At 62.6% G+C, this 22,727-nt stretch carries 17 protein-coding genes; 13 read left to right on the top strand and 4 right to left on the bottom strand.

What is annotated here, in order from left to right:
• Window positions 1-13: 13 nt before the first annotated feature.
• The gene (dapC, locus tag FHP89_RS09370; RefSeq protein ID WP_144173517.1) at window positions 14-1,210 is read right to left on the bottom strand and encodes a succinyldiaminopimelate transaminase; all 1,197 of its coding nucleotides are present in this window, start codon (window positions 1,208-1,210) and stop codon (window positions 14-16) included.
• 158 nt (window positions 1,211-1,368) lie between these two features.
• On the opposite strand from dapC, the gene smc reads away from it, so the two are divergent.
• From smc to galU, 4 genes are read left to right on the top strand one after another with little or no spacing between them, the layout of a single operon-like run.
• Window positions 1,369-4,887, top strand: a complete 3,519-nt coding sequence (gene smc / locus FHP89_RS09375; protein ID WP_144173519.1) for a chromosome segregation protein SMC — start codon at window positions 1,369-1,371, stop codon at window positions 4,885-4,887.
• Between the two features lie 18 nt (window positions 4,888-4,905).
• Window positions 4,906-6,024 carry a cell division protein ZipA C-terminal FtsZ-binding domain-containing protein gene (locus tag FHP89_RS09380; protein ID WP_144173521.1) on the top strand — a complete coding sequence of 373 codons (1,119 nt, stop codon included), beginning with the start codon at window positions 4,906-4,908 and terminating at the stop codon, window positions 6,022-6,024.
• A gap of 5 nt (window positions 6,025-6,029) precedes the next feature.
• Window positions 6,030-8,093 carry an NAD-dependent DNA ligase LigA gene (gene ligA / locus FHP89_RS09385; protein WP_144173523.1) on the top strand — a complete coding sequence of 688 codons (2,064 nt, stop codon included), beginning with the start codon at window positions 6,030-6,032 and terminating at the stop codon, window positions 8,091-8,093.
• Window positions 8,090-8,986 carry a UTP--glucose-1-phosphate uridylyltransferase GalU gene (gene galU, locus FHP89_RS09390; protein ID WP_144173525.1) on the top strand — a complete coding sequence of 299 codons (897 nt, stop codon included), beginning with the start codon at window positions 8,090-8,092 and terminating at the stop codon, window positions 8,984-8,986. The genes ligA and galU overlap by 4 nt, the downstream gene beginning before the upstream one ends.
• 61 nt (window positions 8,987-9,047) lie before the next feature.
• On the opposite strand, the gene typA is transcribed toward galU, so the two are convergent.
• Window positions 9,048-10,862, bottom strand: a complete 1,815-nt coding sequence (gene typA / locus FHP89_RS09395; protein ID WP_144173527.1) for a translational GTPase TypA — start codon at window positions 10,860-10,862, stop codon at window positions 9,048-9,050.
• Window positions 10,863-11,010: 148 nt separating this feature from the next.
• Between typA and FHP89_RS09400 the strand changes: the two genes are divergently transcribed.
• A complete protein-coding gene (locus FHP89_RS09400) occupies window positions 11,011-11,754 on the top strand; it encodes an S-methyl-5'-thioinosine phosphorylase (protein WP_144173530.1) in 744 nt (247 codons plus the stop codon).
• An 18-nt stretch (window positions 11,755-11,772) separates the two neighbouring features.
• On the opposite strand, the gene FHP89_RS09405 is transcribed toward FHP89_RS09400, so the two are convergent.
• Window positions 11,773-14,355, bottom strand: coding sequence for a [protein-PII] uridylyltransferase (locus tag FHP89_RS09405; protein ID WP_144173532.1), 2,583 nt, complete (start codon window positions 14,353-14,355; stop codon window positions 11,773-11,775).
• Complete coding sequence (gene map / locus FHP89_RS09410; RefSeq protein WP_144173534.1) at window positions 14,352-15,167, bottom strand: type I methionyl aminopeptidase; 816 nt, start codon at window positions 15,165-15,167, stop codon at window positions 14,352-14,354. The genes FHP89_RS09405 and map overlap by 4 nt, the downstream gene beginning before the upstream one ends.
• 266 nt (window positions 15,168-15,433) lie before the next feature.
• Here map and rpsB point away from each other — a divergent pair, with 266 nt between their 5' ends.
• The 8 genes from rpsB to rseP all read left to right on the top strand — a co-directional run bounded on the left by rpsB (window position 15,434) and on the right by rseP (window position 22,720).
• Window positions 15,434-16,201 carry a 30S ribosomal protein S2 gene (gene rpsB / locus FHP89_RS09415; protein WP_144173536.1) on the top strand — a complete coding sequence of 256 codons (768 nt, stop codon included), beginning with the start codon at window positions 15,434-15,436 and terminating at the stop codon, window positions 16,199-16,201.
• Between the two features lie 43 nt (window positions 16,202-16,244).
• On the top strand, window positions 16,245-17,138 hold the full coding sequence (tsf, locus tag FHP89_RS09420; RefSeq protein ID WP_144173538.1) for a translation elongation factor Ts: 894 nt from the start codon (window positions 16,245-16,247) through the stop codon (window positions 17,136-17,138).
• 18 nt (window positions 17,139-17,156) lie between these two features.
• Window positions 17,157-17,873, top strand: coding sequence for a UMP kinase (gene pyrH / locus FHP89_RS09425; protein ID WP_144173540.1), 717 nt, complete (start codon window positions 17,157-17,159; stop codon window positions 17,871-17,873).
• Window positions 17,874-17,883: 10 nt separating this feature from the next.
• Window positions 17,884-18,441, top strand: a complete 558-nt coding sequence (gene frr, locus FHP89_RS09430; RefSeq protein ID WP_144173542.1) for a ribosome recycling factor — start codon at window positions 17,884-17,886, stop codon at window positions 18,439-18,441.
• A gap of 42 nt (window positions 18,442-18,483) precedes the next feature.
• On the top strand, window positions 18,484-19,272 hold the full coding sequence (gene uppS / locus FHP89_RS09435; RefSeq protein ID WP_144173544.1) for a polyprenyl diphosphate synthase: 789 nt from the start codon (window positions 18,484-18,486) through the stop codon (window positions 19,270-19,272).
• On the top strand, window positions 19,265-20,086 hold the full coding sequence (locus FHP89_RS09440; RefSeq protein ID WP_144173800.1) for a phosphatidate cytidylyltransferase: 822 nt from the start codon (window positions 19,265-19,267) through the stop codon (window positions 20,084-20,086). Before uppS ends, FHP89_RS09440 begins: the two co-directional genes overlap by 8 nt.
• Before the next feature lie 85 nt (window positions 20,087-20,171).
• The gene (gene ispC / locus FHP89_RS09445; RefSeq protein WP_144173546.1) at window positions 20,172-21,356 is read left to right on the top strand and encodes a 1-deoxy-D-xylulose-5-phosphate reductoisomerase; all 1,185 of its coding nucleotides are present in this window, start codon (window positions 20,172-20,174) and stop codon (window positions 21,354-21,356) included.
• Complete coding sequence (gene rseP / locus FHP89_RS09450) at window positions 21,356-22,720, top strand: RIP metalloprotease RseP (protein WP_144173802.1); 1,365 nt, start codon at window positions 21,356-21,358, stop codon at window positions 22,718-22,720. The genes ispC and rseP overlap by 1 nt, the downstream gene beginning before the upstream one ends.
• Window positions 22,721-22,727 lie beyond the last annotated feature (7 nt).

Below are 22,727 nucleotides of genomic sequence, written 5' to 3' on the forward strand. Positions count from 1 at the left end.
TTGAAATGAGTGCTTACTGGCCGGCGCGGCAGAAGGCGACGATGCGTTCGGCCGCCTCCAGGCATTCGTCGGGCGCGGCGACCAGCGCAATGCGCACATAGCCGGCGCCCGGGTTGAGCCCATGCGCTTGGCGGGCCAGGTAGCTGCCCGGCAGAACCGTCACATTATATTCAGCCTGCAGACCACGGGCGAAGTCGGTGTCGGAGCCCGGGGTGCGGGCCCACAGGTAGAAACCGGCATCCGGTTTCTGCACGCCCAGGTACGGCGCAAGCATGGGGGTGATCTGGTCGAATTTTTCGCGGTACAGGCGACGGTTTTCGATCACATGGGCTTCGTCGTTCCAGGCGGCGATGGACGCCGCCTGCACTGACGGGCTCATGGCGCAGCCGTGGTAAGTGCGATAGCGCAGAAACTGCTTGAGTACCGCGGCGTCGCCGGCCACGAAGCCGGAGCGCAGGCCCGGCACGTTGGAGCGCTTCGACAGGCTGGAGAACACCACGACGTTACGGAAGTCGGTGCGGCCAAGCTGCCAGGCGGCCTCCAGCGCACCCAGCGGCGGCGAGGCTTCGTCGAAATAGATCTCCGAATAGCACTCGTCGGCGGCGATGACAAAGCCGTGTTCGTCCGACAGCGCAAACAGTGTGCGCCATTCGTCGAGCGACATCACATGGCCGGTGGGGTTGCCCGGCGAGCACACATACACCAGCTGCACGGTTCGCCAGGTGTCGGCGTCGATGCCGCTGATGTCAAAGCTGAAGTCAGACGACGCAATCGTGTTGATAAACAGCGGCTGCGCGCCAGCGAGCAGTGCCGCGCCTTCGTAGATTTGATAGAACGGGTTCGGACACATCACCCGCGCATTCGGCTGGGTGCGATCAACCACGCATTGGGCGAAGGCAAACAAGGCCTCGCGCGAGCCGGTGACCGGCAGTACCTGGGTCTCTGCCGAGACGGCGCCCAGGCCGTAGCGGCGCATCAGCCAGTCGGCGATGGTCTGGCGCAGTGCAGGGGTGCCGGTGGTCAGCGGGTAGTTGGCCAGGCCATTGAGATTGGCCGCCAGCGCGTCGGTGACGAGTTTGGGCGTGTCGTGGCGCGGCTCGCCGATCGACAGGCGGATGGCGCTGTGCGGCGAGTCGGTGGGCAGTCCTTCGAAGAGCGTGCGCAGTTTTTCAAACGGGTAGGGCTGGAGTCGGTCGAGGTCGGGATTCACGGCGGGCTCGATTGGGCGGCGAAAGCGTTACCAAATGTCATCAAAGGCACGCTTGCCGGGCAGTTGAAGTCGGCGAAGATGCTATCATAGCCCGCTTATCTACCGCGCCGCGCACTTGCGCTCAACCGGCCGCGCATTGTCCGCCAGATCGAACCGCCGTGAGACTGTCCCGCCTCAAACTTGCCGGCTTCAAAACCTTTGTCGATCCGACCACGGTGTTGTCCCCCGGACAGCTCGTCGGCGTGGTCGGCCCCAACGGTTGCGGCAAATCCAACATTATCGACGCCGTGCGCTGGGTGCTCGGCGAGACGCGCGCGTCCGCGCTGCGCGGCGCCTCGATGCAGGACGTGATCTTCAACGGCTCGACCACCCGCAAGGCGGTCTCGCGCGCGAGCGTTGAACTGGTCTTCGACAACGCCGATGGCAAGGCCGCCGGGCAGTGGTCGCAATATGCCGAGATCGCGGTCAGGCGGGTGCTCGATCGCAGCGGCGATTCGTCCTACTACATCAATAACATGCTGGTGCGCCGCAAGGACGTGGTCGATCTGTTCCTCGGCACCGGCCTGGGCCCGCGTGCCTACGCCATCATCGAGCAGGGCATGATCTCGCGCATCATCGAGGCGCGCCCCGAAGAGGTGCGCGGCTTTCTCGAAGAGGCCGCGGGCGTCACCAAATACCGTGAGCGCCGACGCGAGACTGAAGGCCGTCTTTCGGACGCGGGTGAAAACCTGCTGCGCCTCGACGACATCTGCCTCGAACTCGGCGATCGCATCACCCGACTCGAAGGCCAGGCCGAGATCGCCGAGCGCTATCGCCGGATGCATCACGATCATGCCCAGAAGCAACAGCTGCTGTGGCTACTCAAACGCAACGAAGCGCGTGCCGAAAGCGAGCGCGTCGTTCAGGCGCTCGAAGGCGTCAGCCGTCAGATGGAGTCCGACAGCACCCGGCTCGGCGAGCTGACTGCGGCCATCGACACCGCGCGCGGGGTGCATCAAGGCGCAAGCGAGGCGGTGCAGGTCGCGCAGAACGACTTCTTCAACGCGTCGGCCGAAGTCAGTCGGCTCGAAGGCGAGCGTCAGCATCTGGCCGACAATCGTCGCCGACTGGCGGCACGGCTTGAACAGCTCGACGGCGAACACACGCATTGGGCGACGCGCCAGGCGCAATTGATCGAAGAACAGGCCCGATGGCAGGCCTTGCTCGAGGCGGCCGATCTGCGTCTGGCGCAGGCCGAAGCACGCCACGAGGCGGCGGGCGATCGTGTGCCCGAGGCCGAGTCGCATTTTCGGACCGCTGAGGCCACGGCCGCGGCGGCGCGTCGCGAGCTGGCGCAGACCGAACAGCAAGCCCGTGTCGAAGAAACCCGCAGCGCCAGCGCCCGACGCGCGCTCGACGCGCTGCAGGTGCGTCAGGCACGGCTCAGCGCCGAAGAAGGACAGATCGCTGCACCGCCCGAGACCGAGGTGGCGCGCTGCGAGATGCAACTGGCGGCCGCCGAAGAAGCCCTGCATCAACTCATCGAAGAAAACGAAACGCTGCAAGCGGCGATGCCGGCACAACAGGCGGCGCTTAAGCGCGCAGCCGATGAAGAGCGCGAGATTCAGCGCCGCCTCACCACCGCACAAGCGCGTCACGAAGCGCTGGTTCAACTCCAGCGCAAGGTAAAGCAGCAGGGCGCGCTGGGTGACTGGCTGCGCCGCCGTGGCCTCGAAGGCGCGACCGCGCTGTGGCAACAGCTGGAAGTGGCCGCGGGCTGGGAGAGCGCCGTCGAGGCGGTGTTGCGAGAGCGCCTGGCTGCGCTGCCGGAGTCGGCCCTGGCCGATCTGTCCGCCTGGCGTGCCGAACCGCCACCCACCACGCTGGCGGTCATGCGCGCATCGACCACGCCGCACGACGATGCGGCGCCCTTGGCCGGGGCAACCCCGCTGATCGCGCATTTGCGCTGCGATGCGTCACTGCACGGCACCCTCGCGCACTGGCTGGCGGGCGTGTATGCCGTGGATGATCTGGCCGGATGGGCGGATCGACGCGACACGCTGGCGCCCGGGCAGGTGCTGGTCGCGCCCGACGGCCAATGCCTGACGCGGGACTGCTTCATCCACTACGTGGCCGATGCGCGCACGCATGGCGTGATCGAGCGCGAACGTGAAATTCACGAACTCGATGCCTTGCTCGATACCCTGGCGACCGGTCACGAGACTGCGCAAGCGGCCGTGACCGAGGCCGATCGTCTCTTTGCGCTGACGCAGGCACGTGCGACCGACTTGCGTCGTCAGCAGCAGGATCGCCAAGGCGCGGTGCATCAAGCCCAGGTGGCACTGCTCAAGCAGACCCAGGCGCGCCAGCGGGCCGAAGAGCAGCAGGCGCGTATTGCTGGCGATCTGTCTGAAATCCAGCGTGCGCTGGCGGTCGAGCAGGAGCACCTGAGCGTTGCCGGCAGCGAGTTGTCACGTTGCGAGGCGCTGGTCGAGGTGCTGCGTGAGCGCCTCGAACATGCCAACACGGTGCGCGCTGACCGCGAAGCGGCCTATCGCGAAGCGCAGAACCAGCTGCAGAGTCTGGCGCGTGACATGAGCGAAGCCGGGTTTTCGCAGCGCGAGTGCGGCGGCAAGCTCGACGACATCGCGCGCAACCTTGCGCTGGCAGCCGAGCAATTGGCGCGCATCGCTCAAGAACGTGCGGCCCGTGCGGCCGAGCATGACGCGACCGATCCACTGGCCGGCGAAGCGGCATTGCAGGCCGCGCTCGAACAGCGCGCCTCGCGCGAAACGGCACTGAGCGCGCGGCGCGATCAACTCGCTGAGGCCGCCGCCCAACTCAAGGCATTGGAAGAAGATCGTCTGCGCGTCGAGCAGGCGGCCGCACCGCTACGCGATCAGGTCGCCGAGTTGCGCCTGGCGCGTCAGGCCGCCGAATTGGCACAAGCTCAGCATCAGAGTCGCCTGGATGAAGTCGAGGCCGATGAGGCGCTGCTGACGCCGCTGCTGGCCGATGTGCGCGAAACCGCCTTGCAACGAGACGTCGCCAGTCTGGCGCGTCAGATTGATGCGCTCGGCGCGGTCAACCTCGCCGCGCTCGACGAGCTGAAAACGGCCAGCGAGCGCAAGGGCTATCTGGATGCACAGCACGCCGACCTGACCGAAGCGATCGCCACACTCGAAGACGCGATTCGCCGTATTGATCGCGAAACCCGCGAGCAGCTTCAGGTCACGTACGATACGGTCAGTGCCCAGTTTTCGACGCTGTTTCCGCAGCTGTTCGGAGGCGGTCAGGCGCGGCTGGTGCTCACAGGGGACGAGATTCTCGACGCGGGCATCCAGATCGTGGCCCAGCCACCGGGCAAAAAGAACGCATCAATCCACCTTCTGTCGGGTGGAGAAAAGGCCTTGACCGCGATTGCGCTGGTGTTTTCGCTGTTCCAGCTCAATCCGGCACCGTTTTGCATGCTTGACGAGGTGGACGCGCCATTGGACGATACCAACACTGGACGCTTCTGCGAGATGGTCAAGCGAATGGCATCACAGACCCAGTTCCTGTTCATCAGTCACAACAAGATCACGATGGAGATCGCCCAGCAGCTGGTGGGGGTGACGATGCAGGAGCAGGGCGTATCGCGTATTGTCGAAGTCGACATGGAAGAAGCATTGCGGATGGCGGATGCCGCCCCCGCGTGAGCAAAGAGCAAGGAAAACATGGCAATCAGTGAGTTGCAACTGGGTTTGATCGGAGCCGGCGTGGCCGCCGTGGTCGGCGTTCTCGCCTATAACAAATGGCAGGAGCGCAAGGCGCAAAAACATCACGAAAAGGCGTTCCGCTCGGAACACCGGGATGTGCTGTTTGAGCCCAGCCTGTCGATCGATCGATCCGACGAGACCGCCGACGCGGTGCCCGACGATGAACTGCCGCGGGAGCCCATCAGCGCACCGGTGGCACAGTCGCGGCCGACGCCATCGGCAGAAGCCGGGCGAAAAGCCCCCGAGGTGCCGGCCGATGTGGACGAACGCGTCGATTGCGTGCTGCGCATCGAGTCGATCGAGCCGCTGGTCGCCAGCCGCGTCTGGCAGGCGCAGCAGGTGGAGCTCGATGGCTTGTCGAAGCCGGTGGGCTGGTTTGCCTTTGATGAAAACAGCAATAAGTGGATCAGCCTCGATCGCAGCAGCGCCGAGGCGCATCACTGGTTCTGCTCCGCCATGCAGATGGTCGATCGGCGCGGCCCGATCAATGACTCGGACTTCACCCGTTTTGTGGACGGCGTCCAGCGTCTCGCGGATCAGTTCATGGCCATCCCGGCCTCGCCCCTGGCGCGTGCCGAGGCGCTCGGTCGTGCCGAAGAGCTGGACCGTTTCTGTGCCAGCGTCGATGTGCAGATCGGTATCAATCTGGTGAGCCGCGGCGCGGCCTTTGCCGGCACCAAGCTGCGCGGTCTGGTGGAAGCGCAAGGCATGGTGCTGCGCGGCGACGGCTTGTTCCATTCCGAAGACGACGAGGGCAACAGCCTGTTTGTGCTCGGCAACCTCGAACCCAAGCTGCTCACCGCCGACGGCATGCGCGAGCTGCAAACCCATGGTCTGACGCTGATTGTCGATGTGCCGCGTGTGGCCCATGGCGCGCAGGTGTTCGACCGTATGATGCTGGTCGCCCGTCAGCTCGCCGATGCGCTGGATGCCGACCTGGTTGACGACAATCGCAGTCCGTTTGGGCCCGATGCGGCCAAAGTCATCCGTGGTCAGATTCAGCACTTCCAGGCGCAGATGAACGAGTACGGCCTGCCCGCCGGTAGCGCGCTGGCCATGCGCCTGTTCGCTGCCTGAGCCCCATGGCTGTCCCCGAGTCAGCGGCGCAGCGCGCCGAAACGCTGCGCGTGGAGTTGTCACGCCATAGCCACGCCTATTACGTGCTCGATGCGCCCACCGTGCCGGACGCCGAGTACGACCGCCTGTTTGAAGAACTCCAGGCCTTGGAGCATGACTACCCCGAGCTTCGCACCGCCGATTCGCCGACCCAGCGGGTGGGTGGCGCGCCCTTGCCCGAGTTGGTGGCGGTCGCCCATGCGGTGCCGATGCTGTCGATCAACACCGAGACCGACAAGAGCGCCCAGGGCGCCTTATCTTTCGATGCCCGCGTGCGGCGCGGTCTTGGGTTGGACGAGAGCGACCCCGCGGTGCGTTATTCAGCCGAGCTGAAATTCGACGGGCTGGCGATCAACCTGCGCTACGAGCACGGCGTTCTGGTTCGGGCCGCCACGCGCGGCGACGGCCAGACGGGCGAGGATGTCACGCATACGGTGCGCACGATCGGCCAGATTCCCCTGCGTTTGCACGGCGACGCGCCGGCCGTGCTGGAGGTGCGCGGTGAGATCTACATGCGCCGCGACGATTTCGAGCGCCTGAACGCGACGCAGCGCGAGCGGGGCGAGAAAACCTTCGTCAATCCGCGCAACACCGCCGCCGGCGCAGTGCGCCAGCTTGACCCGGCGGTCAGCGCGCGGCGGCCGCTATCGTTTTTTGCCTACGGTCTGGGCGAAACCCAAGCCTGGACTGAACCCGCAACGCAAAGCGGCCTGCTCGATGCGCTGGCGGATTTTGGCTTTCCGGTGTGCAGCCACCGCTGTGTGTCTGACGGGCCAGAGGGGCTGATCGCGTTTCACGCCAGAATCGAAGCGATGCGCGATGCCTTGCCCTACGACATCGACGGCGTGGTCTACAAAGTGGATGACCGCAGCCTGCAGCGTGAGCTCGGTTTCGTCAGTCGCGAGCCGCGCTGGGCGGTGGCACACAAGTATCCCGCGCAGGAAGAAATGACGCGTCTGCTGGGCATTGAAATCCAGGTCGGTCGTACCGGCGCGCTGACTCCAGTGGCGCGGCTGGCCCCGGTCTTTGTCGGTGGGGTCACGGTCACCAACGCGACCTTGCACAATGAAGACGAGATCCGCCGCAAGGATGTGCGCATTGGCGATCAGGTGATCGTGCGTCGTGCCGGCGATGTGATCCCGGAAGTTGTCGGGCCTGTCGTGGCGCACCGTGATGGTTCCGAACGTGAATTCGAGATGCCGACGGTGTGCCCGGTGTGTGGCTCGCACGCGGTGCGCGGTGAAGACGAGGCGGTCGCACGTTGTTCCGGCGGGCTGTTCTGTGCAGCACAACGGACGCAGGCGATCATCCACTTTGCGAGTCGTAAAGCCCTGGATATCGAAGGCCTGGGCGACAAGCTGATCGAACAGCTGGTGGAGCAGGGGCTGGTCAAGACCCCGGCCGATCTGTTTTCGCTCACCGTCGACACGCTGGCCGGCCTGGCGCGCATGGCGCAGAAGTCCGCCGCCAATGTGGTGGCCGCGATCGACGCGAGCCGCGAGACGACGCTGCAGCGCTTTATCTACGCGTTGGGCATTCGGAACGTGGGCGAGTCGACCGCGCGTGATCTGGCGCGCCATTTTGGCGGGCTCGACGCGCTGCTCGCGGCCGATGCAGCAGCGCTCGAAGCGGTACCGGATGTCGGGCCGATCGTGGCAAAGTGCATCGTGGAATTTATAACTGAACCGCATAATTGCGAAGTGATCGCCCAACTGCGTGCCGCGGGCATTCACTGGCAGGAACATGCGCCGGCCTTGACCACCAACGGGCCGCTGGCCGGTAAAACGCTCGTCATCACTGGTACCTTACCCTCCTTGTCACGCGATGAAGCACGCGCCTTGATCGAAGCCGCTGGCGGCAAGGTGGCGGGCTCGGTCTCGAAGAAAACTGATTATCTCGTCGCTGGCGAAGCGGCTGGCAGCAAGCTGACCAAGGCCGAGTCGCTGGGCGTGACCGTGCTTGACGAAGCGGCCCTGCATGCCTTGCTGGGCGGCGACGAAACGAATTTGCTTACGGAGTCATCAACATGAAGATTGTTACCAAGGCCGTGTTTCCGGTCGCCGGCATGGGCACCCGCTTTTTGCCGGCGACCAAGGCCAGCCCCAAGGAAATGCTGCCGATCGTCGACAAGCCCTTGATTCAGTACGCGGTGGAGGAGGCTGTTGCCGCCGGCGTGACGGATCTGATCTTCATCACCGGCCGGACCAAGCGGGCCATTGAGGATCACTTCGACAAGGCCTACGAACTGGAAACCGAGCTCGAAGCCCGTGGCAAAAAGGACATGCTCGAACTGGTGCGCAACACCGTGCCGTCGCATGTCAATTGCATCTACATCCGCCAGCCCGAAGCCCTGGGTCTGGGCCATGCCGTGCTGTGCGCGGCGCCGGTGATTGGCGACGAGCCCTTCGCCGTGATTCTGGCCGACGACTTGCTCGACAACCCCGGCGGCGACCCGGTGCTCAAGCAGATGGCCTCGGTGTACAACTATCACCGCTGCTCGGTGCTCGGCACCATGAATGTGCCGCGTGAAGCCACTCGCCAGTACGGCATTGTCAGCACCGAGCGCCAGGACGGCCCGGTGCAGCGCATGACCGGCATCATTGAAAAGCCCAACCCCGCCGATGCACCGACGACGCAGGCGGTAGTCGGGCGCTACATTTTGACTCCCCGCATCTTTGATCACCTGCGCAACGTCACGCCGGGTGCGGGCGGTGAGTTGCAGCTCACCGATGCAATCGCTTCGCTACTCAAGGAAGAGGCGGTGCTGGCGCATCAGTACGACGGCGTGCGCTATGACTGCGGCTCCAAGCTGGGCTATCTGAAGGCGACCGTGGAGTTCGGTCTTCGGCATGCCGAAGTCGGCGCCGGGTTTGCGGAATTCCTTGCGACGCGGGGCGAGCCGGCTCTGGAAGACGCGAAGTAAAAGGGTTCAGCCCAAAGACAAACGGCGCCCGCGGGCGCCGTTTGTCTTTGTTGCGTTAGGCTTAGTCGCCCGACTTGCCGGCACGCTTGCGCTCGTGTTCCTTGAGGTAGCGCTTGCGCAGACGAATCGATTTCGGCGTGATCTCGACCAGTTCGTCATCGGAGATGAATTCGATCGCCGACTCCAGGGTCAGCTTGATCGGCGGCACCAGGCGCACGGCCTCGTCGGTACCCGAGGCGCGCACGTTGGTCAGCTGCTTGCCCTTGATCGGGTTGACCACGAGGTCGTTGTCGCGGGTGTGGATGCCGATGACCATGCCTTCGTACAGCGCGTCGCCCGGGCTGACGAACATCCGGCCGCGGTCTTGCAGGTTCCACAAGGCGTAGGCGACGGCGGCGCCGTCGTTCTGCGAGATCAGCACGCCGTTGCGGCGTTCGGCCATGGCGCCAGCGATCGGGCCGTAGTCGTCGAACACGTGGCTGGCCAGGCCGGTACCGCGGGTCATGGTCAGGAATTCGCCCTGGAAGCCGATCAGGCCGCGGGCGGGAATGCGGTACTCAAGGCGCACACGGCCTTTGCCGTCCGGCTGCATGTCCTGCAACTCGCCGCGACGACGACCGAGTTCTTCCATGACGCCGCCCTGGTGATCTTCTTCCACGTCGACAGTCAGCATTTCGTACGGCTCGCACTTCTGGCCGTCGATCTCACGGAACACCACGCGCGGACGGCCAACGGCCATCTCGTAGCCTTCGCGACGCATGTTCTCGAGCAGGATGGTCAGGTGCAGTTCGCCACGGCCGGACACTTCGAACACTTCGGAGTCTTCGGTGAAATTCACGCGCAGGGCGACGTTCTTGAGGAGTTCTTTTTCCAGGCGCTCGCGGATCTGGCGGCTGGTCACGAACTTGCCTTCGCGGCCGGCCAGCGGTGAGGTGTTGACCAGGAAGTTCATGGTCAGCGTCGGCTCATCGACAGCGATCGGGGGCATCGGGGCAAGCGCTTCGGGCGCACACAGCGTGACGCCGATGTTCACCTGTTCGATACCCGACACCAGAATGATGTCGCCGGCTTCGGCGGATTCGGCGGAGCTGCGGTCGAGGCCCTTGAAGGTCAGCACCTGGCCAACCTTGGCTTTGCCACGGTTCTCGTCGCCGTACATGACGATCACTTCCTGGTTCGGCATGATGCGGCCACGGCGCACACGGCCGATGCCGAGCTGGCCGATGTAGGTGGAGTAATCGAGCGAACAGATCTGGATCTGCAGCGGCGCATCGGGATCCACGTCCGGTTGATCCACATGCTCGAGAATCGCTTCGAACAGCGGCTTCATGTCGGTGCCGGGCTTGTCGGCGTCCAGCATGGCGTAGCCGTTGAGGGCGGACGCGAAAACCACCGGGAAGTCGAGCTGCTCTTCGGTTGCGCCGAGCTTGTCGAACAGGTCGAAGGTGTGGTTGATCACCCAGTCCGGACGCGAACCCGGGCGGTCGATCTTGTTGACCACCACGATCGGCTTGAGGCCCATGGCCAGCGCCTTGCGGGTCACGAAGCGGGTCTGCGGCATCGGGCCTTCGACCGCATCGACCAGCAGCAGCACGCCGTCGACCATCGACAGCACGCGCTCGACTTCGCCGCCGAAGTCGGCGTGTCCCGGGGTGTCAACGATGTTGATGTGGGTGTCGCCGTACTGAATGGCGCAGTTCTTCGACAGAATCGTGATGCCGCGCTCTTTCTCGAGATCGTTGCTGTCCATCACCCGCTCGGACAGGGCCTGGTGGGCTGCGAACGTGCCGGATTGGCGCAGAAGTTGGTCGACCAGGGTGGTTTTGCCGTGGTCAACGTGGGCGATGATGGCAATGTTACGAATGGAGCGGGACATGAAAAGCGCCGGAAGTGTTTGAAAAGGGGCGGATTCTACCATGGCCTGTCGCGTCGCAGCATGCTTCCGTCAGAAGGTGTGCACGAGTTGTTCAGTGGCTGCGTGGTAAAATCGGCGCCCATTTTCATGTGCTGCAGGAGTTCCCTGGATGCTGGCCATCATTGGCGGAAGCGGTTTGACGCAATTGGCGTCTCTTGAAATTACCCGTCGCGAAGTGGTGCGTACGCCCTATGGTGAGCCCTCGGGTGCGCTGACGTTTGGTCGGGTGTGTGATCAGGCGGTGGTGTTTCTGGCGCGTCACGGCTACGGCCACACGATTCCGCCGCATCTGGTGAACTATCGCGCCAATCTCTGGGCCTTGAAGCATGTTGGCGCGCTGGGGGTGATCTCGGTCGCCTCGGTTGGCGGCATTCGCGAAGACTTCGGGCCAGGCGTGCTGGTCGTGCCGGACCAGATCATTGATTACACCTGGGGCCGCAAGAGTACCTATTTCGATGCGCTGGACCAGCCGGTTCATCACGTCGATTTCACGCATCCGTATGATCAGGTGCTGCGTCAGCGCTTGCTGCGTGCCGCGGCGGCAGCGGGGCAGGCGGTGCACGATGGGGGCGTCTATGCCACCACACAGGGCCCACGTCTGGAGACGGCGGCCGAGATCAATCGTTTCGAGCGCGATGGCGCCGATCTGGTCGGCATGACGGGCATGCCCGAGGCCGTGCTGGCGCGGGAACTGGAATTGCCTTATGCCGCGATCAACGTGGTGGCGAACTTTGCTGCGGGTCGCGCATCGAGCGAGCAGGGCATCAGCTTCGACAGTATCGAGGTGGTGTTGCACGAGGCGATGCTGCGAGTGCGTTGCATCCTCGACAGCTTGTGCGTCGAGGATGCCTGATTGGCGACCGGTTGAGGGCTAGATCCTCAGCTTGTCTGCCAGGTCGCGCTCGACTTTCAAGGCGTGGGCGTCATTCGACAGCCCGCGCCCGGTGACCAAAAAGGTGTCTTCAACCCGTTCGCCCAGTGTGGAGATCTTGGCCGCCAGCACCGAGACTTCGTGGAAGGCGAGGGTTTCCGCGATGTCGAACAGCAATCCCGGCCGGTCGGCCGCGGTCAGCGTCAGGATGTAATGCTTGGCGCTGTCGTCGGGGCGCAGCTTGACGGCTGGCGCCACCGGGAAATGCCGCACCTTGCGTGAGAGCCGGGTGTCGGTGGGGCGATCGATCGGCGCGTCGGTGGTGAGACGCGTGATCAGCTCGTGTTCGATCAGTGCAATATGCTCGCGGTAGTGCGAATTGCCGCCGGGGTTTTGCAGCACAAAGCTGTCGAGCGCGAAGTTGTGCCGCGTGGTGTGCACCTTGGCATCAAGAATGGTGTAGCTGAGCTTGCCGAAGAAACCACACAGGCGTTTGAACAGATCGCGCTGGTCATGGGTATAAATCATGACCTGCAGACTTTCGCCGCCTTCGCTCAGGCGCGCCTTGACCACCGGTGCCGGGCTGTCCGGGCGGTGGTAGAGATGGCGCGTATGCCAGGCGATTTCATCGGCTGAGTGGCGCATGAAATACACCGAATCCAGCTTGGCCCAGAGCGCGTCTTCCGTACCGGGGCGCAGGCCGAAGTAACGCAGAATGCGCGCGGCGTCTTGCTGGCGCTCGTCCAGACCCAGTGCTTCGACGGCCGAGGCGCCACGCAACAGGCGTTGGGTGGCATGGAAGAGGTCTTCGAGCAGTCGCGCCTTCCAGCCATTCCAGACCTTCGGGCTGGTGCCACGAATGTCTGCGTGGGTGAGCAGATAGAGCGCAACGAGCCGCTCTTCGGTGCCGACGCGCTCGGCAAAGCGTTCGACCACATCCGGGTCGGTGATGTCTTCCTTTTGCGCCACATGCGACATCACAAGATGGTTTTCGACCAGCCACTCCACGAGTGTCGTATCCGCTGGCGCCAGGCTGTGTTGCTCGCAAAAGTTGCGGGCATCGACCATGCCGAGTTTGGAGTGGTCGCCGCCACGCCCTTTGGCGATATCGTGGAACAGCGAAGCAACATAGAGCAGCCAGTGGTCCGGGTAGCTCAGCATCAGCCGGGTCATGAGCGGGTATTCATGCGCATGCTCGCCCATCGTGAAGCGGCGCAGATTGCGCAACACCATCATGGTGTGCTGATCGACGGTATACACATGAAACAGGTCGTGCTGCATCTGGCAGGAAATCTTGCGCCAGGGCGGCAGGTAGTTGCTCAGGATGCCGTACTGATTCATTCGCCGGAAAGTGTGCACGATGCCGCGCCGGGCCTTGAGCAGCGAAATGAAGCGGGCACGGTTGTCGGGGTCGGCACGGAAGCGGGCGTTGATGCGCCGCCGGTTGATCCAGAGCGCGCGCAGGGTACGCGCGGTCATGCCGGTGAGTTCCGAGCGTTGTTGCAGCAGCGCGAACGCGTCGAACATGGCGCCCGGCGTGTGTTCAAAGAGGTCGTCTTGCCGGATGTCGAGCAGGTCGCGCACGCTCTGAAACTGCTCGTCGATGAAAATTGGTGCGGCCCGGTCGTGCTCAAAGAACTCGTCTCGATAGTTCAGCGAGAGCAGGGTGTTGAGTTGCGTGACCTTCTTGGCCGACAGGTAGTAGCGCTGCATCAGCACTTCGGCAGCGCGCTTGCCTGCGGTGGGCTTGATGTCAAAGGCCTTGGCGAGGTTCTCTTGATGATCAAACAGCAGCCGGTCTTCGGCCCGGCCGGCGAGCAGGTGCAGACGGATGCGCACATGCTGCAAAAAACGCTCGGCCGAGCGCAGATCATTGGCTTCGTCGGCCGTGATCAGCCGCCGACGGGCCAGATCTCGCCAGCTTTTACCCAGCCCCGCCGCTCGCGCCACCCAGCCGAGCACCTGCAGGTCGCGCAGGCCACCGGGGCTTTCCTTGCAATTGGGCTCGAGCGCATAGGGACTGTCCTGGTAGCGTGCGTAGCGTTGCTCTTGCTCACGTTGCTTGGCGGCAAAAAACGTGGCGGCGTCGAGCTCGGAAAACAGTTGCTTGTCTAGTTGTTCGAAGCGAGCGCGCGGGCCGGCCAAGAGTCTTTTTTCAAGCAGATTGGTCTGAATGGTGACGTCATTGCGCGCGGCTTCAACGCACTCTTCAACGGTGCGAACGCTGTGACCGATATGCAGGCCGATGTCCCAAAGCGCACCGACAAAGCCGGTGAGCCGGGATTCGCTTTCGGTCGAGACGGTGTCCGGCAGCAGGATGAGCAGGTCGATATCAGAGTAGGGGTGCAGTTCGCCCCGCCCGTAGCCGCCGGTCGCGATCAGCGCGATGTCGGCGGGCAGGCCGAAGCTTCGCCAGAGCGATTTGATCGCCCCGTCGACCAGGCTCGTGCGGCCCTTCAGGTAGGAGCCGGTCAGCGGGCGCTCAAGGTAATTGTCCGCGAGCTTTTTTTCGCCGTCACGGATGGTGTCGCGAACCGCGTTGATCGCGGCGCGCGTCGGAGCGACGACGGGGCGTGCGCTCATGGCAGCAGCGAATCGACCAGAGCGGGGCGGGCGGGCGTGCCGTCGGATACGGTCAGCACCTCGACGCCGGTTTCGGTCACCAGAATGGTGTGCTCCCACTGCGCCGACAGGCTGCGGTCTTTGGTGACGATGGTCCAGCCGTCGGGCAACTCAGAGATCGCGGCCTTGCCGGCGTTGATCATCGGCTCGATGGTGAAGGTCATGCCGGCCTTCAGTTCCATGCCGGTGCCAGGGCGCCCGTAGTGCAGCACCTGCGGATCTTCGTGAAATTTCTTGCCAATGCCGTGGCCGCAGAATTCGCGCACCACCGAAAAGCCGTTTTCTTCAGCATATTTCTGAATCGCAGCGCCAATGTCACCCAAACGCGCACCCGGTTTGACCATCGCAATGCCCAGCCACATGCACTCGTAGGTGACCTGACAAAGCCGTTTGGCCAGGATGGAAACGCCGGCGCCGACCTCGAACATCCGACTGGTGTCGCCGTGGTAGCCGTTCTTGATGACGGTGATGTCGATATTGACGATGTCGCCTTTTTTTAAGGCCTTGTCACCCGGCACGCCATGGCACACCTGATGGTTGATCGAGGTGCAGATCGACTTGGGATAGGGGGTGTAGCCCGATGGCGCGTAATTCAGCGGTGCCGGAATGGCCTGCTGCACGTCGACAATGTAGTCGTGGCACAGCTTGTCGAGTTCGTCCGTGGTCACGCCGGGTTTGACGTGGGGGGTGATGAAGTCGAGCACCTCTGCGGCCAATCGGCCGGCGACGCGCATGTGCTGGATGTCTTCTGAATTCTTGATGTCGATGGTCATGCTTATATGGCCGTGCTGGGGTCAGTAAAGGCGAAAGGCTATCGCATGGCGGGGCCGCCAGCAATCTTGCGCCAAAAACAGCATGTGGATGCGCTTGAGCGCTGTCATGTTGCACTGCTATACTAGCGAGCTTGCTTGATCGTGGTGATCTTGCAAGACAAATCCACACGCCCGGTTTTACACCGGAAAGGGTCTGTCCGCATGGCGGGCAGTAGCGACCGAGAGGTTGCGTCCGGGCGGAGGTTTAACCCTTTAGGAGCAGCACAATGTCTAACGTTACGATGCGCCAGATGCTTGAAGCAGGCGTTCACTTCGGTCACCAGACCCGTTTCTGGAACCCCCGCATGGCCCCGTACATCTTCGGCCATCGCAACAAGATTCACATCGTCAACCTCGAAAAGACGATGGTCAAGTACCGCGAAGCGATGGACTTCATTCGCAAGCTGTCGGCCAACAAGGGCACCGTTCTGTTTGTCAGCACCAAGCGTCAGGCGCGCGAGATTATCGCCGAAGAAGCTCAGCGTGCCGGTATGCCTTATGTTGATGAGCGCTGGCTCGGCGGCATGCTGACCAACTTCAAGACCGTGCGTCAGTCGATCAAGCGCCTGAAGGACATGGAAGCAATGGTGGAAGATGGTTCCATCGAGCGTCTGTCCAAGAAAGAAGCGCTGATGACCACCCGCGAAATCGAGAAGCTGCGCAAGAGTATCGGCGGCATCAAGGATATGGGCGGTCTGCCGGACGCTATCTTCGTTGTCGACGTTGGCTATCACAAGATTGCCATCACCGAGACCCGCAAGCTGGGTATTCCAATCGTGGCTGTGGTTGATACCAACCACTCGCCCGAAGGTGTCGATTTCGTGATCCCGGGTAACGATGACTCCAGCCGTGCCATTCGTCTGTTCGCCCGCGGCGCTGCTGATGCAGTGATCGAAGGCCGCAGCCAGGCAATGCAGGAAATCGTGGCCGCTGGTGGTGACGAATTTGTCGAAGTGGAAGTGGAAGACGGCGCTGCCGACGAAGCCCAAGGCTGAGTCTCGCACCCCCACTGATCAACTAAAGAATTCAGGAGTAAGCATGGCGGCAATTACCGCAGGCATGGTGAAAGAGCTTCGCGAGAAGACTGACGCGCCGATGATGGAGTGCAAGAAGGCACTGACCGAAGCCGAGGGCGACCTGGCCAAGGCAGAAGAAATCCTGCGCATTAAGTTGGGCAACAAGGCCAGCAAGGCAGCCAGCCGCGTCACCGCGGAAGGCATCGTGGCGACCTGGATTTCGGAAGACGGAAAGCTGGCAGCCATGGTTGAGCTGAACTGCGAAACCGACTTCGTTGCCAAAAACGACGACTTTCTCGCGCTGGGCGCCAGCCTGGCCGAGATGGTGGCCAAGCAGAACCCGGCCGATGTGGCTGCATTGTCGGCACTGGAAATCGGTGGCCAGACGGTGGAAGCCGTTCGTGCCGCGCTGGTGGGCAAGGTCGGCGAAAACATGTCGATCCGTCGTTTCGCCCGCATTCAGACCGAAGGCGCCGTGTCCAGCTACATTCACGGTGGCTCGAAGATTGGCGTGCTGATCGACGTAATCGGCGGTGACGAAGAGCTGGGTCGCGATCTGGCGATGCACATTGCCGCAGGCAAGCCGAAGGCGCTGTCGAGCGACCAGGTGTCTGCCGAGCTGATCGAAACCGAGCGTCGCATCGCAACCGAAAAGGCGGCCGAGTCGGGCAAGCCGGCCGACATCGTCGCCAAGATGGTTGAAGGCACGGTGCAGAAGTTCCTCAAGGAAGTGACGCTGCTCGGTCAGCCGTTCGTCAAGAACGACAAGCTGACCGTCGAGGCGCTGCTGAAGTCGAAGAACGCATCGGTTGGCAGCTTTGTGCTGTTCATCGTCGGTGAAGGCATCGAGAAAAAGGTCGATGACTTCGCTGCCGAAGTGGCAGCTCAGGCTGCTGCGGCCGCTGCCAAGAAGTAATCGCTGGAGAACTGCTGCATGACAACCCCCGCGTATCAGCGCATCCTGCTGAAACTTTCTGGCGAAGCCCTGATGGGTGATGATGCCTATGGCATCAACCCCGATGTGGTCTCCCGGATTGTCGGCGAAGTGGCTGAAGTTGCCCGAATGGGTGTGCAGGTGGGGGTGGTCATCGGCGGAGGCAATATCTTCCGTGGCATGGCGGGCGCAGCATCAGGCATGGATCGGGCAACCGCCGATTACATGGGGATGCTGGCAACGGTCATGAATGCCATGGCGCTGGCTGATGCCATGCGCGCCGCCGGTGTGGTGGCGCGCGTGCAGTCAGCATTGAATATCGAGCAGGTCGTCGAGCCCTATATCCGTGGCAAGGCGATCCGCTACCTCGAAAATGGCCGTGTGGTCATTTTTGGCGCCGGTACCGGCAACCCGTTTTTCACGACAGATACCGCAGCGGCACTGCGCGGCGCCGAAATCGGTGCGCAGATCGTGCTCAAGGCCACCAAGGTGGACGGTATTTATACTGCCGATCCGAAACGTGATCCGAATGCCGAGCGCTTTAGCCGGATCAGCTTCGACGAAGCCATCAGCCGCAATCTGCAGGTGATGGACGCCACGGCTTTTGCGCTTTGCCGCGATCAAAAGCTGCCGCTCAATGTGTTCAGTATCTTCAAGCCCGGTGCGCTCAAACGCGTCGTGATGGGCGAAGATGAAGGCACCCTGGTTTACTGCTGAGGACTTCGACATGATCTCTGAATTGAAATCCACTGCTGAAAAGAAAATGAAGAAGTCGGTGGAAGCGCTGAACAACGATCTCGGAAAAATCCGTACGGGTCGCGCGCACACCGGTTTGCTCGACCACATCATGGTCGATTACTACGGCAGCATGGTGCCGGTGAATCAGGTCGCCAACGTGACCTTGGTCGACGCCCGCACCATCGGTGTTCAGCCATGGGAAAAGAACATGGTGGGCAAGGTCGAGAAGGCCATTCGCGATTCCGATCTGGGTTTGAACCCCGCATCGGTCGGCGAATTGATTCGCGTGCCGATGCCGATGCTCACCGAAGAGCGTCGTCGTGATCTGATCAAGGTGGTCAAGCAGGAAGGCGAGGCCGCCAAGGTGGCGATCCGCAACCTTCGTCGCGATGCCAACAGTTCGATGAAAGACGCGCTGAAGGACAAGCTGATTTCGGAAGATGAAGACCGTCGGGGTCAAGACGAAATTCAGAAGCTGACCGACAAGTACATTGCCGAGGTTGACGCACTCCTGGTGCAAAAAGAACAGGACATGATGCAGGTTTGAGCCTGGCCTTAGCGCCGCTCGAGCCTGGATCACCCGTTCCGGATGGCAACATCCAAATTCGCGAGTTCAACGCGCTCCATTCCTGAGCGCGATGACGGCCCGCGCCATGTCGCCATCATCATGGATGGCAACGGCCGCTGGGCCCGCAAACGCTTTCTGCCGCGCGTGGCGGGTCATGTGCGCGGTGTTGAAACCGTGCGCGCCACCATCCGCAGCTGCATCGAACGAAATATTACCCACCTGACCCTGTTTGCCTTCAGTTCCGAGAACTGGCGGCGGCCTGCGGATGAGGTGTCGTTTCTCATGCAGCTGTTCATGCGCTCGCTCAAGAAAGAGATCGAGCGCATCCACGAGAACGAAATCCGTTTTCGGGTGATCGGTGATCTCAGTCGCTTTGATGACGAATTGGTCGCGATGATTCGCGACGCCGAAGCGCTGACGGCGGGCAATACCCGTTTGAACCTCACCATTGCCGCCAACTACGGCGGGCGTTGGGACATTCTTCAAGGCGTTCGCCGACTGGTTGCTGACGCGGGGCCAAACGCCGACATCACCGAAGAGGCGCTTGAGCCGTATCTGTCGATGGCTTTCGCGCCGGAGCCCGATCTGTTTATTCGCACCGGCGGCGAAAAGCGCATCAGCAATTTCCTGCTGTGGCAGCTTGCCTACACCGAACTCTACTTTACCGATGCCTTGTGGCCCGATTTCGGCGACGAGGCGTTGGATGCCGCTCTCGCGTCCTACCGTCAGCGTGAGCGTCGTTTCGGTAGAACCAGCGAGCAACTCGACGAGACGGCTCAGAAGGGCGCAGAGGGCGGCTCACGTGCTTAAGGCGCGCATTCTGACCGCCATTGTCATGCTGGCGGTGCTGTCTGTCGCTTTGACCTCGTTCTCCACGCAAGCCTGGATCGTTTTTGTGGCCGTGATTGCCGCCTTGGCCGGCTGGGAATGGGGTGGTTTGGCCGGTTGGTCGTCAACGCCACGCATCGCTTATGGGGCGGGTCTCGGCGCATTGCTTGTGCTGGTTTCGGTCATTTCCGATCTTTGGGCTGGCGCGCTCAGTGCGCCGGCCCTGCTTCCGTTTTTGCTGATATCCATCGTTTTCTGGGTGACTTTAGCCTTTCCGTGGCTACTTCGACGCTGGACGCTGGGGCGCGGTCTGGGCGCGTTTGTGCTTGGCTTCGTTGTGGTGTTGCCGACGGCGCTCGCGATGATCATTTTGCGCGAGGTGAATGTTGCGTTGTTGCTGGCGGCGATGGCCGTGGTGTGGGTGGCGGATATCGCCGCTTATTTTTCGGGTCGCGCCTTCGGCCGTCGAAAACTCGCCCCCGCCATCAGCCCAGGCAAGAGCTGGGAAGGCGTTTATGGCGCGATCGTCGGCGTCGAGCTCTATGGACTTGCGCTGGTATTCGCATTCGATTTTGAACTCTCGGTCGGTCTGATCATCCTAGGTGCGTTGGCGCTCGTCGTACTGACGGCTGTCAGTGTGGTGGGTGATCTGTTTGAGTCCTTGTTGAAACGTCAGGCCGGGATCAAGGACAGCAGTGGTTTGCTGCCGGGGCACGGCGGTGTGCTCGACCGAATCGACAGCCTCACCTCAACCTTACCCATGGTGGCGTGCGCGGTATTGCTGCTCTCCGTCTGATGCGAGGTTGGGCGTGCGCTAGAGGTGGCGCACCAACGCGGCACGACAGCAGCCACCGATATCCGAAACTCATCGTAGGCATCGTATGCAAAGCTTGACCGTACTGGGTGCAACGGGTTCGATTGGTGTCAGCACACTTGATGTGGTGGCGCGCCATCCGGATCGCTATCGGATCTTTGCGCTGAGCGGCAAGACCCAGCTGGAGCGCTTGGCGGCGCAGTGCGCACAGTTTTCAGCGCAGTATGCGGTCGTCGACGATGCCGCCGCTGCAACATGTCTCCAGGGCTTGATCGCCGAGCATGGCGCGCGCACCGAAGTACTCCATGGTGCTGATCAGCTGGCCGCGATCGCCGAGGACCCCGAGGTTGATGCCGTGATGGCCGCCATTGTTGGCGCGGCCGGGCTGCGCCCGACATTGGCCGCTGCGCGAGCGGGCAAGCGTGTGCTGCTGGCAAACAAAGAAGCCCTGGTGATGTCCGGTGCCTTGTTCATGGCCGCGGTGGAGGCGGGCGGGGCGACCTTGCTCCCCATCGACAGTGAACACAATGCCGTTTTTCAGGCACTGCCGCCGACCTATCGGCGCGACCCTGCAGCGGCCGGCGTGCGGCGGATTCTGCTTACCGCCTCGGGCGGCCCGTTCCGTGACCGTCATGTCGACACGCTCGCGGGGATCAGCCCCGATGAAGCCTGCGCCCACCCGAACTGGGTCATGGGGCGCAAGATCTCGGTGGACTCCGCCACCATGATGAACAAAGGCCTTGAGGTCATTGAAGCACACTGGCTCTTTGGTGTGCCGCCAGAGCAGATCGATGTGGTGGTTCACCGCCAGAGCGTCATTCACTCGATGGTTGAATACGCAGATGGGTCGGTGCTCGCGCAGTTGGGGAATCCAGACATGCGCACGCCGATTGCGCATGCGCTGGCATTTCCGGATCGCATCAATGCGGGCGTGAGCCCGCTGGATCTGTGCGCGATCGGCCAACTCGATTTCGAGAAGCCGGATCCCCGGCGTTTTCCGTGTTTGCCGCTGGCCTATGCCGCCTTGAGAGCCGGGCGGGGCGTGCCGGCCGTCATGAACGCGGCAAACGAGGCCGCGGTCGATGCGTTTCTTTCCGGCCGCCTCGCTTATCTGGCGATCGCCCGTGTCGTTGAATCGGTCATGGCCCGTTTGGCCAGTGCCGGTGATGGCAGTATCGAAGAACTGGAGTCGGTCGATGCCGAAGCGCGTGCGCTGGCATGTGAGTGGGTGGCCTCGGCGGAGGCTGCGTAATGTCGATTTTCGAGTACATCATTCCGTTCGTTGTCGGTTTGGGGCTGCTGATCCTCATCCATGAACTGGGGCATTACTCCGTCGCGCGCTGGTGCGACGTCAAGGTGCTGCGCTTTTCCGTCGGCTTTGGCCGCCCATTGTTCAAATGGCGCGCCGGCAAGGATGGTACCGAGTGGGTGTTGGCGCTGTTTCCGCTCGGAGGCTACGTCAAGATGCTCGATGAGCGTGAAGGCGAGGTCGCCGCGGCTGAGCTTCCCCGCGCCTTTACCCAGCAGAGTGTGTGGCGGCGGTTCGCGATTGTCGCGGCCGGACCCTTGGCCAATCTGTTGCTGGCCGTACTGCTTTACTGGGTGGTGTTTGTCGGCGGCGTCGATGAACTGCGCGCGCGGGTCGAAGTGACCTCCCCGGAAAGCGTTGCCGCGCAAGCCGGGTTCTCAAGCGGCGACGAGATCATTCAGGTCGGCGATGTGCCGATCCGTTCCTGGCAGGACTGGCGCTGGCGACTGCTCAAGGCGGTGCTGGACGAACCAACGATTGACGTGGTGGTTGTCAGTGCCGACGGCGTGCGTGTGACGCGCCGCCTCTCCCTGAACGGCATCACGATTGATGAAGCAAAGAACGACCCGGTGGCGCAACTCGGCTTTCGCCCCTACCGGCCGATGATTCCGCCGGTGGTTGGTGATATCGTCGCGGGCGGTGCGGCCGATCGCGCCGGATTGCGCGTGGGGGATCGTGTTGTTGCGATCGACCAAAAGCGCATTGAGGATTGGTCTGATCTGGTCGAGCGGGTGAGTGCCGCCCCGGGGCAGCCGATGCAGTTTGAATGGTTGCGTGACGGCGCTCGCAGCGAGGGCGTACTGACACCCGAGCCTGTCGACCGCGACGGCAAACTCGTCGGGCGCGTGGGCATTATGGTGGCGCCCTTGGCCGAAGGGCGCGAAGCGATGTTCGTGACTGTCTCGCACGGGCCGATCGAGGGCTTGGTCAAAGCGGTCGCCCAGACCTGGGAAATGAGTACCTTCAGCCTGGCCATGATCGGCCGTATGGTGACGGGCGAGTTGTCCTGGAAAAACCTGAGCGGCCCCGTCACCATCGCGGACTATGCCGGCCAAAGTGCGAAGATGGGACTCGACCATTATCTGAAGTTTCTGGCGCTGATCAGTATCAGTCTCGGCGTCCTGAACCTGCTTCCCATCCCGGTGCTGGATGGTGGGCATTTGCTGTATTATGTGATCGAAATGCTGCGAGGCGGCCCCGTCCCGGAACGCGTGATGGAGATCGGACAACAAGTCGGTTTTGCCTTACTCGTCATGCTCATGGCTTTCGCCTTTTACAACGACATCAACCGCCTGATTTCTGGCTGATTCCTCA

Origin of the sequence: Denitromonas ohlonensis (assembly GCF_007625205.1) — a bacterium.
Lineage (GTDB): Bacteria > Pseudomonadota > Gammaproteobacteria > Burkholderiales > Rhodocyclaceae > Nitrogeniibacter > Nitrogeniibacter ohlonensis.

Excerpts from the sequence above, each read along its gene's own strand:
- FHP89_RS09405 (WP_144173532.1), bottom strand. The coding sequence starts at position 14,355 with ATGAGCGCACGCCCCGTCGTCGCTCCGACGCGCGCCGCGATCAACGCG.
- uppS (WP_144173544.1), top strand. The coding sequence starts at position 18,484 with ATGGCAACATCCAAATTCGCGAGTTCAACGCGCTCCATTCCTGAGCGC.
- ligA (WP_144173523.1), top strand. The coding sequence starts at position 6,030 with ATGGCTGTCCCCGAGTCAGCGGCGCAGCGCGCCGAAACGCTGCGCGTG.
- FHP89_RS09400 (WP_144173530.1), top strand. The coding sequence starts at position 11,011 with ATGCTGGCCATCATTGGCGGAAGCGGTTTGACGCAATTGGCGTCTCTT.
- map (WP_144173534.1), bottom strand. The coding sequence starts at position 15,167 with ATGACCATCGACATCAAGAATTCAGAAGACATCCAGCACATGCGCGTC.
- tsf (WP_144173538.1), top strand. The coding sequence starts at position 16,245 with ATGGCGGCAATTACCGCAGGCATGGTGAAAGAGCTTCGCGAGAAGACT.
- pyrH (WP_144173540.1), top strand. The coding sequence starts at position 17,157 with ATGACAACCCCCGCGTATCAGCGCATCCTGCTGAAACTTTCTGGCGAA.
- ispC (WP_144173546.1), top strand. The coding sequence starts at position 20,172 with ATGCAAAGCTTGACCGTACTGGGTGCAACGGGTTCGATTGGTGTCAGC.
- frr (WP_144173542.1), top strand. The coding sequence starts at position 17,884 with ATGATCTCTGAATTGAAATCCACTGCTGAAAAGAAAATGAAGAAGTCG.
- galU (WP_144173525.1), top strand. The coding sequence starts at position 8,090 with ATGAAGATTGTTACCAAGGCCGTGTTTCCGGTCGCCGGCATGGGCACC.
- FHP89_RS09380 (WP_144173521.1), top strand. The coding sequence starts at position 4,906 with ATGGCAATCAGTGAGTTGCAACTGGGTTTGATCGGAGCCGGCGTGGCC.
- rpsB (WP_144173536.1), top strand. The coding sequence starts at position 15,434 with ATGTCTAACGTTACGATGCGCCAGATGCTTGAAGCAGGCGTTCACTTC.
- typA (WP_144173527.1), bottom strand. The coding sequence starts at position 10,862 with ATGTCCCGCTCCATTCGTAACATTGCCATCATCGCCCACGTTGACCAC.
- rseP (WP_144173802.1), top strand. The coding sequence starts at position 21,356 with ATGTCGATTTTCGAGTACATCATTCCGTTCGTTGTCGGTTTGGGGCTG.